The following is a 14,117-nucleotide window of genomic DNA, read 5'->3' on the forward strand; positions in this document are numbered from 1 at the left end:
GCTTGCTTTTGAAGAGGCAGAGCAACAGAGAATCGAAAAAGCAATGGAGGCTGCGGCAAAGGAAGATTTGCAAAATCGTACCGCTGCTGTTTCTGTTTCTGATTTTTCTGCAGAAACAGATGAGTATGGGGATCTTTATATAATTGGAAACGTTAAAAATGTCGCAACAACCAGTATTAGTTCTATTACCATTTACTATACAATTTATAATGAGAATGGTGGATTTCTATCGAGTGGATATACATCCGTTTATCCTTACTATTTAGAACCTGGAGAATTAGGTTATTTTGATAATATTTATTATGGTGTTGGTCAGAATGTAAATGTTGAAATTGACAATATTACGTGGTATCTCAATTAAGTAGGTGACGAAGTGAAAAAATGGATGATAAGCTTAATTTCAACAATTCTTGTATGGGGAGCAGGAATATTTGTCTTTTTTTACATAAAAGATTCTATACCGAAAAAACTTACAGCCCCATCAGCGTTAATCGTTGATGCCAAAACAACAGAGGAAGAGAAGGTTTCCACTGATCTTAAGGAAATTATCCATAACGCACAGAAATTAGTTGTAAAAATTAAATTAGCAGACGGATCATTGGGATCTGGTTTTCTCTATAATAATAGAGGTGATGTCGTGACAAATGCCCATGTCGTAGCAAATGCAAAGGAAGTGACCATTATGACTTCTGATGCGAGGGAATTTTCGGGAACTGTTATTGGCATTAGTCAAGAGACGGATGTTGCGGTAGTCCGGGTTCATGGCCTTGAAGGGACAAGTCCACTGAAAATCGCGAAAGACCGAAAAGGAGAAATTGGGGATGAAGTTCTTGCATTAGGAAGTCCATTAGGTCTGCAAAATACTGTAACAACGGGTATTATTAGCGGAGTTGACCGTGACTTAGATTTAGATCCATATCACTATGAAGACGTATACCAAATTTCGGCTCCCATTACACATGGCAATAGTGGAGGACCATTAGTTGATAGCAAAACAGGAGAGGTTCTTGGCATTAATTCTGCAGGTATTGAAAAAGGTGCAATTGGTTTCAGTATTCCTATTGTCAGTATACTTCATATAATAGAAGGCTGGTCTGATTCTCCAATGGTAAACATTCCCGAGGTAGCGACAGGGATGGAAGGATATGCGTATGAAAATGAATTTTCTGTAGAGGATTATTCCAGCTATCTTATTAAATATTTTTATGAAAGCTTAAACTACGGTGATTACGTAACGGCATACTCACTATTAGGCAGCTCATGGCAGACAAATCTGTCTTATGAAAAGTTTCGAAGCGGTTATTTAAATACTTTATCCGTCACGATTGATGATTTAACAGTTACAAGCTCAGAAGACAAAGCATCTGTTGTTGTCATAATTTCTGCAAAAGAACGAAATAATGGTTCCACCAACTTGAGTAAATATAAAGCAACATACGAGGTTTCGTATGAAAATGACCAGTTGAAGATCATATCGGGGAAGGCAGAGCGGATTAACTGACAGTTGCTAGGCTCACCACTTTTCACCAGTTTTACTCAATATAAATGTATAATAGGAACAAAAGTCACTTTCGTAGCAAAGTGGCTTTTGTTTAGAATTATAATTGGTGCCTCAAAGTGAGGGGTATCTTTTTTTCATAAGGAGAGTGAAGGAATGCGAATTTTAAAGTTTTTAATCATAACAGTTGTTTTACTGGGTGGCATTGGGTATGGTGTTTATCACTTTGGTACGAAGATAGCCTCTGATAAGTTAGTGGAGACCATTTCATCTGAACTTGAGAGCAGTGGGGAACTGGAGGAAATAAAGAAAACAATTGAAAGTGATCCTGAGTTACAATCATTTATCGAAGAGGCCGAAACAGCTGACACTAGCAAATTGCCTTTTAAAACAAAAGAAGAGGCCACTAAAGTTTTGATTCAAAAGGTTGGTATATCTGAACTAAATGATATTAGGGTGCAAGTGCAGAATGGGTCTGCTTCGAAAGAAGAAATCCTTCAAGAGATCCAGGGGAAATTAACGGAAGAAGAAATCATGGCATTGAAAGTAATCGCCTATAAGGAGTTATATAAATAACGTCTGGCGGAAAAAGATAAAGAGGTGATGAGATGAATAAGGGATTTACCGCTGTTGGTTGCTTTTTCATAGCCATTTCCGCTTTTTTATATGCTTCTAAACATATTACTGCCGCTATCATGTCTTCCTATATCAATACCCCGAAGGTCACCTATTTCGAAGGTGCTCATCAATTAATTGGCTTTGGGATGAAATTCTGGATATTTATCTCACTTTTTGCAGGAGTGATCTTTTTTCTAGTTGGGATCTGGCCGTGTTTTCAGAAGGTATTTCAAACGAAGAACACGAAGATAAAGGTGGAAAAAGATCTGCATTAATGAGAAAGTCCCACATGATACAGTGAGGGCAGCGTAGCCACAATTGGCCGCGTAATGGACAACACCCCATAAATAGGGGAATTCTTATAGAAAGAGAAGGTGGTAGATTTGGAACTTAATTTAAACAATAAGGTGGCACTTGTTATCGCTTCTAGTCAAGGATTAGGAAAAGCGATAGCGGAGAAACTTGTAAAAGAAGGGGCACATGTCATGCTAACGAGTAGGGATACTGAAAAGTTAGCGGCTGTTAAAAGTGAATTAGATGTTCTAGGTAAAGGGAAAGTTTCATATTTTCCAGCTGATATTACAAAGGTTGAAGACATTACACGACTCGTTCGTAAAACGAGGGAAGTCTTTGGTAAAATCGATATCTTAATTAATAATGCCGGTGGCCCTCCTGGAGGAACATTTGAAATGTTCTCCGATAAAGACTGGCAAAATGCATTTGAGCTAAATTTGTTGAGTTATATTAGAATAATTCGTGAAGTTCTTCCTGATTTAAAAGAAACGGGTGGACGAATTGTTAATATTGCTTCTTCCTCTGTAAAACAACCTATACCTGGACTTATTCTTTCGAATACCTTTCGAACAGGAATCGTAGGACTGGCTAAAACATTGGCAGAAGAATTAGCTCCCTATAACATATTAGTTAATACAGTAAGCCCTGGTAGAATTGCAACAGATCGTGTTGCACATCTCGACAAAATGAATGCTGATCGACGGGGCGTTTCTCAAGAGCAAGTTAAAGAAGACGCCCAAAATACCATTCCCTTAAAACGATATGGAACTCCAGAGGAATTTGCTAATGTCGTTGTATTTTTAGTTTCTGATGCAAGCAGTTATGTAACCGGCAGTTCCATTTTAGTTGATGGTGGGATGATTAAATCGATATAAATATATTTATGGGGCGAGGTACCTCGCTCCAAAGTTCAGTGAAAAGCACAGGAACCCCTGTGCTTTTTGTTTTCCGTTCTAATCAAACGTTTGATTAAACGCCGAAAGGGCTTGTCCTCAAGGGAAAGAGGGTATTAATCAAGCGTTTAATTAAATTCCAAAAATCCTTGCCCCACAAGAGGAAATGCATAATTGATTAATCGTTTGTTTAATATGATCCTGCCCCCTTGCTAGAATAAACTTTTACAGTTTTAACACGCTTTTCCCCACTGCTTTCCTTTTAAAGGCATAATTCCCTCTTAAAATACCATTATCAGAAAATTATTCGCAAAAAAACATTGACAATTTTCAAAAAAATCTATTATTATATTAATTAGAGACATTGTCGCTAATGTTTTCGCTAATTAAAATTAAAAAACTTTTGGGGGGTTTGTTATGTTTTCAGAACCAACGCTATGGGGTTTAGTTCCTTTGGTTTTGTTTGTCGTATTAGTTTTTAGAAAGTGGCATCCAGTGGTTGCGATTTTAATCGCAACAATTGCAGGAGCTGTCTTGTCTGGAGCAAATATGATAGATATTGCAAAGACAACTCAGGAAGGATTAGGATCGTTTCTGGCGTATGTAGGATTAATTATTATGGCAGGGGCTGGTCTCGGTAAAGTTGCAGAGAAAACGAGGGTGGCACACAAGATTGTAGAATTTGTTATGAATAAAATCGGTATTAACAGTCCTAACAAGGCCATTATTGGTACAATGGCATCATCTACTCTTCTCTCTGGATCCCTTGGTACACTTGCTGGAGCCAACGCAGTAGTAGCACCGGTTATTATTCCAACTGTTGCAAAAGCAGGTTTATCATCTAGTGCTGTTGCTGTCATTTTTCACGGTGCAGGTGTTACAGGATTATTTCTAGGACCTTTTACGCCACCTATGGTAACTTTAATGCAAGTTACAGGATTATCGTATTTGCAAGTAGTATTGTATGCTGGTTTACCTATTTCACTCATCATGTGGATTATTACATTCTTTTATGTTAGGGCGATTAATAAAAAAACAATTCACATTTATCCTTATTCAGCGGATGATGTGGCTGAATACTCAAAAGATGATGGAAGAGATTTAGATTCGAAAGTTATCAATCAAGCAACTTGGGCTTTCCTAATATCTTTAATTGGTCTCATAACTTATGGTGTCATTATTAAAGGTGGATCTACCTTTGCCATTGTCGTTATTGTTTTAACAGCGATTATTACTGGATTGGTTGGAAGATTATCTCCAAATGAAATTGCTGAAACCTTCTTTGATGGAGCTAAACCGCTTATTTGGCTTTTCTTCCAATTTGTTCTCTTCCATCCATTTATTTTCTACATCCAAGAATTAGGTGGATTTGAATCGTTAAAAAATCTGCTTATGCCTTTTATCGAAAAAGGTGGAGATGTAACACTTGTTATATTGACGACTATTACTGGAATTGCCGGAATTCCTGGGGCTGCTGTGGCACAAGTTTTAGTACTAGATGAAATGTTTGGAACTCTTTTTGCTAACGCTGGAATTCCATTAAGCATTTGGATTCTTGTATTACTCGTTGGATCACAGATGACTGAGTTTCTATATCCGATTGGAGATACACTAGGAGCAATGGGGATTGCTCGATCTAAAGATTTAAAAAGCCTAGTGATATTTGGGATCATTGTTACTATAATTGTTGTAATATTCGTCATATTGAGAAGTCTATTCATATAGAACAGAAGCTTTAAAATATCATGCCCAGTAAAGTTATTAAAAGTAAATTTACTGGGCTATGTTAGGAGCAATGGTAATGGAACTTAAAGACTTAAAAGCAAAGCTGATCGATATCATAAATAATTGTTTTGGTGAGGTATCCATAGCATTAAGCTCGGATGAGGGAGATATTCTGATTAATGAACATGTAAGAATGAAGGCTGCAAGTGTTATTAAGCTCCCCATTTTAATAGAGTCTTTTCGATTATATGAACAAGGAAAACTTGATTTGGAAAGGATTGTTGAGATAAATAACCTCCAAAAAGTCGCGGGTACAGGTGTTATTCATTATTTAACAGAGTCTAATTCATATAGCTTTCGGAACTTACTTGAATTAATGATGATTGTATCTGATAATACTGCTTCAAATATTGCTTTAAACACTGTTGGCATGGATGGAATTAACAGTCTTTCAGAACAGTTAAATTGTATAAATACGAAGGTCGAGCGAAATTTCATGGATGCTGATGCAGTAGCAAGGGGATTAGAAAATTCAACAACTGCCTATGATATGCTAAAGTACTTAAAAATAGTAGGTGAATCGAATGAAATTGTCCATGATGATAGTAGATTAGAAATGATGAGTATATTGGCAAAACAACAATTTACTCAAAAGCTTCCGGGTTATAATTATCTTAACTCTGGAATCCACTTTTACAATAAGACTGGGGAATTGCCAGGATTTGAGCATGATATTAGCATGATAAAAAAGGATGAAGATGTAATTTTTATCGCTGTTTTATCACAAGGGTGGTCTGATAATTTTTCGGGTAAAATGTGTTTAGCTGAAATTGGCAAAGAAATGATACATTATTTAAATAGTAAAGTGAAAATAGCTTAATGGAGTTGTTTGAATTTGAGTATAAAAATAGCCGTATTTGGTCTTGAATCGTCCATAGATCGAATCAAAAAATATGCTCATAAAAGAAGTGATATCGAAATCATCCCCTTTATTTATGAACATGCCAAGAATAGTAAAGATTTAGTTCTAAAGGCAATGGGATCAAATGTTTTTCTATTTACGGGTCCTCTTCCATTTCTATATGCACAAGAGGAATTGAAGCAGGTCAATATACCAGCTGTCTATGTTCAGTTTGATGAATTCATGGTTTCCACATCATTTTTTAGATTAAAAAATGAACTGAATCAAAATATACAACGCTTGTCTATTGATATTATGAATGAATATCATATTAATGAAGTTTTGAATGAATTGGAAATTATCGACCGGAATATTTATACGTACGGATACGGAAAAGATCAGCATTTTGATATTGAAAGTATTGTCGATTTTCATACCCAATTATGGGAAGAAGGAAAAATTGATTATGTATTAACAACAATTGGTGAAGTAGAGAAAAGTATCCGTGAAAAAGGAATTCCATGTTCACGTATGAAAATTCCTAGCCGAAACTTAGAAAGAGCGATTGAAGAGGCAAAAGTAAACGGACAGTTAAAAATAAGTCAAAGCTCTCAAATTGTAGTTGGCTTTTTAAAAATAAAAAACTTCGACAGCATTGTGGAAGAAAAAGGAGATTTCTTTGGTCAAGAGCTCTTATTACGTCTGCATCAATTATTGCTGAATTTTGGTCACAATGTATTTGCCTCCATCATAAACAATGGATCTAATCATTTCTATATTTTCGGAACAAGAGGAATTCTTGATTATGTGACTAATCAATTTCAGGATTTCCCTCTAATTCGTGAAATTGAAAATGAGTTGAATGTTTCAATTAATATTGGCTTTGGACTTGGGTTAACAGCTAATCAAGCAGAACAACATGCCAAATTAGCATTAATGCAAGGGAAGCATTCAGCAAGCAGCAGCTGCTATATCGTGAATGAACATAGAAAGGTAATTGGGCCTTTAGGGGATAGGAGCAAACTAGTACATTCAAAATTATTTAAGGAATTAACCGAGAATGTTGAGTTCAGCAATGAAGCAGCAGCTAGGTTTATTGAGTTTAATCAAATACGGGAAAATGCAGCTTTTTCCGCAGAGGTTTTAGCTGATTATTATAGTGTGACAAAGCGAAGTGCTGAAAGAATGATTCAAAAACTTCTTAACCACCAAATGATAAAAGTAGCTGGGGAGGAAAAGCCTTACCAGCAAGGTAGGCCGAGAAAATTGTATCAACTTATTTTAGGAGATGAATAAATCGTGTTAAGCAAAATTGCAAAGGTAAACACATATGTCGTTGAAGTACCTCTAGAAAATGAATGGAAAATATCTCTTTACGCAGCAAAAACGCGAAAGCATGCAATAGTTGAGGTTATTACAGAGGATGGAATTCGCGGTTATGGCGAAGCATCACCATCACCTGCGTTTATGGGTGAAACAGCGGAGACTATAAAATTAGTGAATGATCTTTATTTAGCACCTGCAATAATAGATAAACAGATTAATCAACTAAGTTTGATTCACGAACAAATGAACGCTGCTATCTATGGGCAAAGTGCAGCGAAATCTGCCATTGATATTGCCATCCATGATGCATGGGGGAAAACTCTTAATCAGCCAGTCTATGCTTTAGTTGGAGGCAAATACCGTGAGGAAATCCCTTTAGCCTATGTTGTTGGGATTAAGGATAATCAAAGCGCCTATGATGAGGCTTTGCAAAAAATTGAAGAAGGCTTTTCATTGATCAAAATAAAGGTCGGTAATGAACGAAAAAGAGATATTGAATTAGTAAAGCTTATTCGTAAAGCCATTACCGATTCTAAAAAGGATGTAAAAATTCGATTAGATGCTAATCAAGGCTACAGTGTAACGGATGCGATCTATGTCATTAGGGAACTGGAGACAACTGGAGAGCTTGAATCCGTTGAGCAGCCTGTTAAAAAATCAGAATTAAAAGGTTTAAAGAAAATTAGAGAAACTGTCGAAACTCCAATTATGATTGATGAAACTGTATTCAGTGCTGAGGATGCATTATTTGCTATTCAATATGGATGTGCAGATATAGTGAACTTAAAAACTTGTAAAGTTGGAGGCATCCATCAATCTAAAAAAATAGCAGCTATTGCTGAAGCATCAGGTATAAGCTGTGCAATTGGAAGTAACCTAGAGCTTGGAATCGGAATAATCGCAAGTATGCATGTTGCTGCTAGTACTCCAGTCATTAGCAGGCATAATGATTTTATTTGTGGTGCTTACCTTCATACACATGATATTACATCCATTGCGGCTAGAGATTTAGTGAAGGATGGAAAATTGCAGGTATCTGATGGACCTGGATTAGGGATTGAACTTAATATGGATTTAATTTCTTAAGCAAAGGTTGGATGTATCATGAAAATCAATATAGAGCGATTAATGCAGGAAATCGAATACTATGCACAATATGGACAGAAGCCTGGAGAAGGGATCACAAGACCAAGCTTTTCTGAAGCTGATTATAAAGTTAGAGAAGTTTTTATAAATCAACTAGAAAAGATGGGTCTACATGTACAAGTGGACCCGATCGCCAATATTTGGGCAAAGATACCTTCAGAAAATGAAAATACGTCAACTATTGTAATTGGCTCACATTTAGATACTGTACCTAATGGTGGTAAATTTGATGGGGCTCTAGGAGTTCTTGTTGCAAAGGAAATCGTTCAAACATTGCTTGAAAATAACTTTTCACTTAATCACCATTTACAAATTGTTTCCTTTACCGCAGAAGAGCCAAATGATTTTAATTTATCTACAATGGGCAGCCGAGCGCTCACTGGAAAACTAACATATTCTCAGCTCATGAATGCAAGTGATTCAAATGGATTCCAGCTTTCTGATGCTGTTAAAAAGGCCGGCGGAGATTTAGAAAAGATTTCAGAGATCAAAAGAGAAGATTTGGCTGCCTATATTGAACTCCATATCGAACAAGGAAAACGGTTAGAGAAACAAGATCTTTCGGTAGGTGTTGTGAATCAAATCGTAGGGATTTATCGGGATCAAATTCAAGTGTTTGGAGAAGCCAATCATTCAGGAACAACGATGATGAGTGATCGGATGGATACCTTAACTGCAGTAAGTGAAATGGTTCTTGCTGTAGAGAAAGTGACAAGAAGTTTTAATACGGATGCTGTTGCGACAGTTGGCAAGCTTAATGTCCATCCGAATGCAGCAAATATCATTCCAGGCCGAGTAGATTTTATTCTGGAAATAAGGTCAGCAAGCAGAGAAGAGAGGAAAGCAATAAAAGAATCAATCTATAAAGAGTTTGAAAGAATTCAAGAAGCTCGAAGGGTTAAAATCTTATCTGAAAACATATTAGATCAGCAAGAGTGTACTTTTGATTCAGATATTGTGCAATATTTGCAGCATGCAGCCGATTCATTGGAGATTGCTTATACTACTTTTGCTAGTATGGCAGGTCATGATGCCACTCATTTAGCAGATATAACGAAATCAGCTATGATCTTCGTAAAAAGTATTGATGGAAAAAGTCACTGCCCTGAGGAACTCAGTCTTGCTGAAGATATTGAAAAAGCAGCAAACACCATGCTTCATGCAGTATTGTTGGCAGATAAGGAAATAGATTAAATACAAAAATATGCAGGTCAACTGGACATCCAATGTTTTTCATTGGATGTCTATTAATTTTTTAAAAATAAAAGAGGTCTAGTTTAAGAGGAAAGATAATGTCATTAGTTTGTGTTGGCTTATTATGTCGCATTCGGAGGAAAATGTGCAGTAGGATGGGATCACAACATTTAAACAAACTTTGGCAGACACCCAGCTCTAAAATTAGCTAGTATCCGCTTAATTTGGGCGCTATCTGTGAGATTGGCTGATAAACTGGTAGATTTGGCTGATAAACTACCTAAATTGGCTGATAAATAGGTGGAATTGGCTGACAAACCACTTAAATTGGCTGATAAACATAAAGGCATCCAAAAAAAGTGCTCAATTTGATTTAATAAAGCCTAATTTTTATTCAAATGTAGTAGTTTAATAGTAAATGTTTCCCCATTTTCGAGATTGTATCAAGGATTAGGAAACAAAGCCTACTTTTCAAGCTTTCATCAGAAATTGGGAAGCAAAACCCCCTAAAATAGCCTCAGTTTTTAACCGCAGAGTTGGAACTAAAGTCCCTTTTTCCCCTATTCCATTTTTTGAAAAATTTTAACTATCTTAATTATAAGTAAAGCAATTTTTATGTGTTACAGTGAAAATGTATATTACATCAGGGGGAGAAAGGGTTATGTTTAAATCTATAAAGGGGAAGCTGATTGGTCTTTTTGTCATTCTTTTAGTTTTGACCGTATTGGCTGTTAGTGTTTTGGTTGACCATCAAACAAAAAATCAAATAGAAAAAAATGTTGTTGAGCAAACCAATAGTATTGTTGCTGAGATGACACACTCTCTTCAATTAGCAATGAGCCAACATGAATTAAGCATGAAATATGTGGCTGATTCAAGGGATGTGGAAGATTATCTTGAGATGTCTGGAACAGAGATAAAAGTAGATGCAGAAAATGAACTAGACAGGGCTTTACATAACTTTTTAGATAAATATAAGGATGTAACTTCTATTTATGTAGCTACTCCAATGAAAGATTTGCAGATTATGCCTAAGGCTGATTTAGGGGCTGATTATGATCCAACCTCAAGAGATTGGTATAAACTCGCGGTAGAAAATGCTGGTCAAGCTGTTTGGAGTGAGCCATATATTGATTCAGCCACGAATGAACTCGTAGTCACTTCATCATATGCCATTAAAAAGGGCAGCGATATTGTTGGCGTTATTGGCCTGGATATGAAATTGACTGATATTACAAAAATGATTGAAGAAGCTAAAATTGGCTATAACGGGTATTCGTTTGTTTTTTCTAAGGAAGGCACAGCCATTGTCCATCCGGAAAAACAAGGTGAAAACTTAATGGATTTGCCTTACATTAAAAAAATATACAAAGAAGAAGCTGGTGTTTCTTCATATATGGATGAAGGTGAAGACAAGCTGCTTGTTTTTAACACTATTCCAAGTACATCTTGGAAAATTGGAGCAGCCTATACATCCGATGATCTATTAGTAAGCGCTAAACACATTAGAATGAATATTTTTATTATCTCCTTACTTGCTTTGTGGGTTGCTAGTGCTATTACTTACTTTGTGGCATCAAGGATTACGAAGCCCATTATTTCTTTAAAACAAGCTGTTAATCGTATGGCTAGCGGAGATTTAACCGTGTCAGCAGCAGTTACGACAAAAGATGAGATTGGTGAGTTAAGCACGCAATTCAATCAGATGGTAGGCAATATGAAATCCGTCCTAATGTTCGTGAACACTTCAGTGAATAACGTGAAAACATCGGCCGAAAACTTAAGCGCAGTATCCGAGGAAACGAATGCATCCAGTGAGGAAATTGCGGCGGCCATCACTGAAGTAGCTAAGGGTGCTTCAACTGCGGCACAAGAGGCAGAGGCGGCTAATCAATTATCCGACCAATTAGGTAATAAAATTAATGAAATTAGTGCACATGCTGCAGACATGACGGGCCTGGCAGAGAAAGCAGATGAAATGAATCAAGAGGGGATTAACGAAGTAAATAATTTAAAGGATTCCTTTACAGAATCTCGTAAATACCTTGAGTCCATGGAAGAAGTCATTCATGATCTTGAGGTAAAAATTCAACAAATTGAGCTAGTGATCACAACGATTACCGACATTAGCTCTCAAACCAACCTGCTTGCTTTAAATGCTAGTATTGAAGCTGCTCGAGCGGGTGAACATGGGAAGGGATTTGCTGTTGTTGCTGAGGAAGTTAGAAAGCTAGCGGAACAATCTGTTGTGGCAACGAATGAAGTGAAAAAGACGATTACAACCATCCAAAGCGGAGCACTTCTTGCTGTTGAATCCATGAACAAGACAAAGGAAAACTTCACCCAGCAGGCGGATGCCGTTCAGACAACAGAGTCAAGCTTCCGTTCTATTTCGGATATTGTTGAGCAATTAAGACAGTCCATTTTCCGTGTCCATTATGAAATAGACCATATGGCCAATGGGAAGGTGGACGTTATAAACAGCATTCATTCAATGGCTGCGATGGCTGAACAATCAGCGGCCGCCTGTGAGGAAGTCAGTGCCTCAACGGATGAACAGGTCACAGCTATTCAGTCCGTAGCCGATTCCGCAGAACAATTGACCGAACTAAGCGATGAACTTCAAAAAGCAGTTGCTAAATTTAAGCTAGTGTAAATATGGTACAGGGAGATCACCTTTGAGTGGTCTCTCTTTTATATGGGATGATAAGGATTGGAATGTAGTTTAATTAAACGATTGATTGAGGAGACGCAAACGCATGCCGCACAAGGGCTAGAGGGGTTTAAATAAACGTTTGATTGATATGTATGTTCGTACTGGCCTCCCATTCTTAAAGAATAGCGTTAATCAAACGATTGATTGAACAGACACAAACGCATGCCGCACAACGGCTAGAGGAGTTTAAATAAACGCTTGATTAATATATGTATTCATATTTTAGTATCCATTTAGGTATTACTCAAAATTAAAAACCAGGAGGATCTGCTAAATTCGTCCTCCTGGTTTTTATTGAAAATAACGATTCTAAACGCCAAATCTCTCAGAATTTGATAGTCACGAACATTCGGCAAATGAATTGCATAGAAGATTTCTTCTAGTGCTCGAACGATTAATACATTCGGATAAATTTTTCGAACACTTCAATTCATTAAATTTTGTAAGCGGATTGTCCCGGATTAACTGGGACAGAGCCCCTAGTCCTTAGGAAGCAATAGAACTGTTCTCATGTTTCACTTCTTGCTTCGACGATCCTGTTACAAGACTAACCGCAATCATAACGATCAGGTTCATAATCAAGGCAATTACCCCTACATTTAAGTCTTGGATAAATTGTGGCAAGGCAGGAAATAGGCTTCCGATGGTTGTTTGGCTGATGGCAACGTAGGCAACAGTAGCTACACCAACTGCGATACCTGCGAATGCTCCTTGCTTTGTTACAAAGTTCTTTTTGCCTAAACTAAAGACTAATGGAATGAATAATTGTGTCACTAAGCTGTATCCCATCAAAAGTATAGTAACGAGTGTATCTCCGCCTTGGAATGTGAAAAATAGAGCGATCATGGCGACGACAGGAACTAAGCTCTTTGCTAATTTGGCAACCTGCTGGTCGGTTGCATTCGGAACGAAAACCTTGTATATGTTTTTGGAAATTAGCGTAGCAGATGCCATTAAGATCATCGATCCCGGAACGATGGCCGTTAATAATCCAGCAGCGCCAATTAAGCCGACTACCCATGGATCAAACGTTTGGATAGAAAGTCTTAAAAGTGCAAGGTCACCTTCTGCTCCCTCTAAACCTTTCACTTGTAAAATAGCAGCAAATCCAACAAAGAAAACAAATAATAAAATGAGCTGGTAAAGAGGCATGACAATGGCGTTTTTGCGGAATACTTTTTGGTTTTCCGCAGAATACACCGCACCGAAGTTATGCGGCCACATATAGTAGCCAAGTGCCGTTAATAGTACAGTAGAGATGAACCAAGAAACACTTAATCCACTTTCCGGAAGGATTGAATGTCCCGGTTTTGCAAGTTCGACTGCTTCGAACATTGGTTGAAGCCCGCCATAATAATGGAATGGTAAATAAAGTCCTAGAAATACGACGACACCAAGAACCAAAATATCTTTTATTATCGCTGTCCACGCTGATCCGTGAATCCCTGAAATCATAACGTAAACCGTTACAGATAAAACCCCGATCCAGATGGCTGCCGTCGAAGAAATGGTTCCGTAAGATGCTTCGGAAACGATAATGCCAAGTCCTTTAATTTGCAGAACGAGGTATGGAATGAGGGCCACAACGCCAACGATGGAAACAAACACACCGAGGTATGGGCTCTTATATTTGCTAACAAAAAAGTCTGATTGTGACATTAAGTTATGATCTTTTGCATATTTCCAAACTTTAGGGAGTAAAAAGTAAGACATAACATATGCTAAACACCCGTAAGATAGGATATAAAATGCAGGGCCGCCTTTACCGTAAGCCCAGCCGCTGCCGCCTAGAAATGTAAAGGTTGT

12 protein-coding genes are annotated in these 14,117 nt (G+C 37.3%); 11 read left to right on the forward strand and 1 reads right to left on the reverse strand.

From position 1 onward, the window contains the following. From V7149_RS16535 to V7149_RS16585, 11 genes are all read left to right on the forward strand, one after another. Nucleotides 1-361 (forward strand): FxLYD domain-containing protein (locus tag V7149_RS16535; RefSeq protein WP_335346706.1); only part of this gene is annotated, 361 nt, incomplete at its 5' end. Between the two features lie 12 nt (nucleotides 362-373). Then, on the forward strand, nucleotides 374-1,501 hold the full coding sequence (locus tag V7149_RS16540) for a S1C family serine protease (RefSeq protein WP_335346707.1): 1,128 nt from the start codon (nucleotides 374-376) through the stop codon (nucleotides 1,499-1,501). 153 nt (nucleotides 1,502-1,654) lie between these two features. Continuing rightward, entirely contained in the window at nucleotides 1,655-2,074 is a 420-nt protein-coding gene (locus V7149_RS16545; protein WP_335346708.1) for a hypothetical protein, read from the forward strand. A gap of 32 nt (nucleotides 2,075-2,106) precedes the next feature. Then, nucleotides 2,107-2,391, forward strand: coding sequence for a hypothetical protein (locus tag V7149_RS16550; protein WP_335346709.1), 285 nt, complete (start codon nucleotides 2,107-2,109; stop codon nucleotides 2,389-2,391). A gap of 108 nt (nucleotides 2,392-2,499) precedes the next feature. Continuing rightward, on the forward strand, nucleotides 2,500-3,285 hold the full coding sequence (locus V7149_RS16555; RefSeq protein WP_335346710.1) for an SDR family oxidoreductase: 786 nt from the start codon (nucleotides 2,500-2,502) through the stop codon (nucleotides 3,283-3,285). A 435-nt stretch (nucleotides 3,286-3,720) separates the two neighbouring features. After that, a complete protein-coding gene (locus V7149_RS16560) occupies nucleotides 3,721-5,028 on the forward strand; it encodes a GntT/GntP/DsdX family permease (protein WP_335346711.1) in 1,308 nt (435 codons plus the stop codon). A gap of 76 nt (nucleotides 5,029-5,104) precedes the next feature. Next, nucleotides 5,105-5,908 (forward strand): serine hydrolase, encoded by an 804-nt coding sequence (locus tag V7149_RS16565; RefSeq protein WP_335346712.1) that lies wholly within the window; start codon nucleotides 5,105-5,107, stop codon nucleotides 5,906-5,908. 15 nt (nucleotides 5,909-5,923) lie between these two features. Continuing rightward, the gene (locus V7149_RS16570) at nucleotides 5,924-7,225 is read left to right on the forward strand and encodes a hypothetical protein (RefSeq protein WP_335346713.1); all 1,302 of its coding nucleotides are present in this window, start codon (nucleotides 5,924-5,926) and stop codon (nucleotides 7,223-7,225) included. 3 nt (nucleotides 7,226-7,228) lie between these two features. After that, nucleotides 7,229-8,341 carry a mandelate racemase/muconate lactonizing enzyme family protein gene (locus tag V7149_RS16575; protein ID WP_335346714.1) on the forward strand — a complete coding sequence of 371 codons (1,113 nt, stop codon included), beginning with the start codon at nucleotides 7,229-7,231 and terminating at the stop codon, nucleotides 8,339-8,341. Nucleotides 8,342-8,359: 18 nt separating this feature from the next. Next, nucleotides 8,360-9,595, forward strand: coding sequence for a M20 family metallo-hydrolase (locus V7149_RS16580; protein WP_335346715.1), 1,236 nt, complete (start codon nucleotides 8,360-8,362; stop codon nucleotides 9,593-9,595). A 661-nt stretch (nucleotides 9,596-10,256) separates the two neighbouring features. Next, nucleotides 10,257-12,251 (forward strand): methyl-accepting chemotaxis protein, encoded by a 1,995-nt coding sequence (locus V7149_RS16585; protein ID WP_335346716.1) that lies wholly within the window; start codon nucleotides 10,257-10,259, stop codon nucleotides 12,249-12,251. Between the two features lie 546 nt (nucleotides 12,252-12,797). Here V7149_RS16585 and V7149_RS16590 read toward each other — a convergent pair. Continuing rightward, on the reverse strand, nucleotides 12,798-14,117 hold a 1,320-nt coding region (locus V7149_RS16590), incomplete at its 5' end, for a sodium:solute symporter family protein (RefSeq protein ID WP_335346717.1).

This window comes from Bacillus sp. JJ1503 (genome assembly GCF_036965125.1).
GTDB lineage: Bacteria > Bacillota > Bacilli > Bacillales > Cytobacillaceae > Cytobacillus.

Bases quoted from the DNA above. Each gene is read 5' to 3' on its own strand.
- V7149_RS16550 (WP_335346709.1), top strand. From the start codon at position 2,107: ATGAATAAGGGATTTACCGCTGTTGGTTGCTTTTTCATAGCCATTTCC.
- V7149_RS16565 (WP_335346712.1), top strand. From the start codon at position 5,105: ATGGAACTTAAAGACTTAAAAGCAAAGCTGATCGATATCATAAATAAT.
- V7149_RS16545 (WP_335346708.1), top strand. From the start codon at position 1,655: ATGCGAATTTTAAAGTTTTTAATCATAACAGTTGTTTTACTGGGTGGC.
- V7149_RS16585 (WP_335346716.1), top strand. From the start codon at position 10,257: ATGTTTAAATCTATAAAGGGGAAGCTGATTGGTCTTTTTGTCATTCTT.
- V7149_RS16560 (WP_335346711.1), top strand. From the start codon at position 3,721: ATGTTTTCAGAACCAACGCTATGGGGTTTAGTTCCTTTGGTTTTGTTT.
- V7149_RS16580 (WP_335346715.1), top strand. From the start codon at position 8,360: ATGAAAATCAATATAGAGCGATTAATGCAGGAAATCGAATACTATGCA.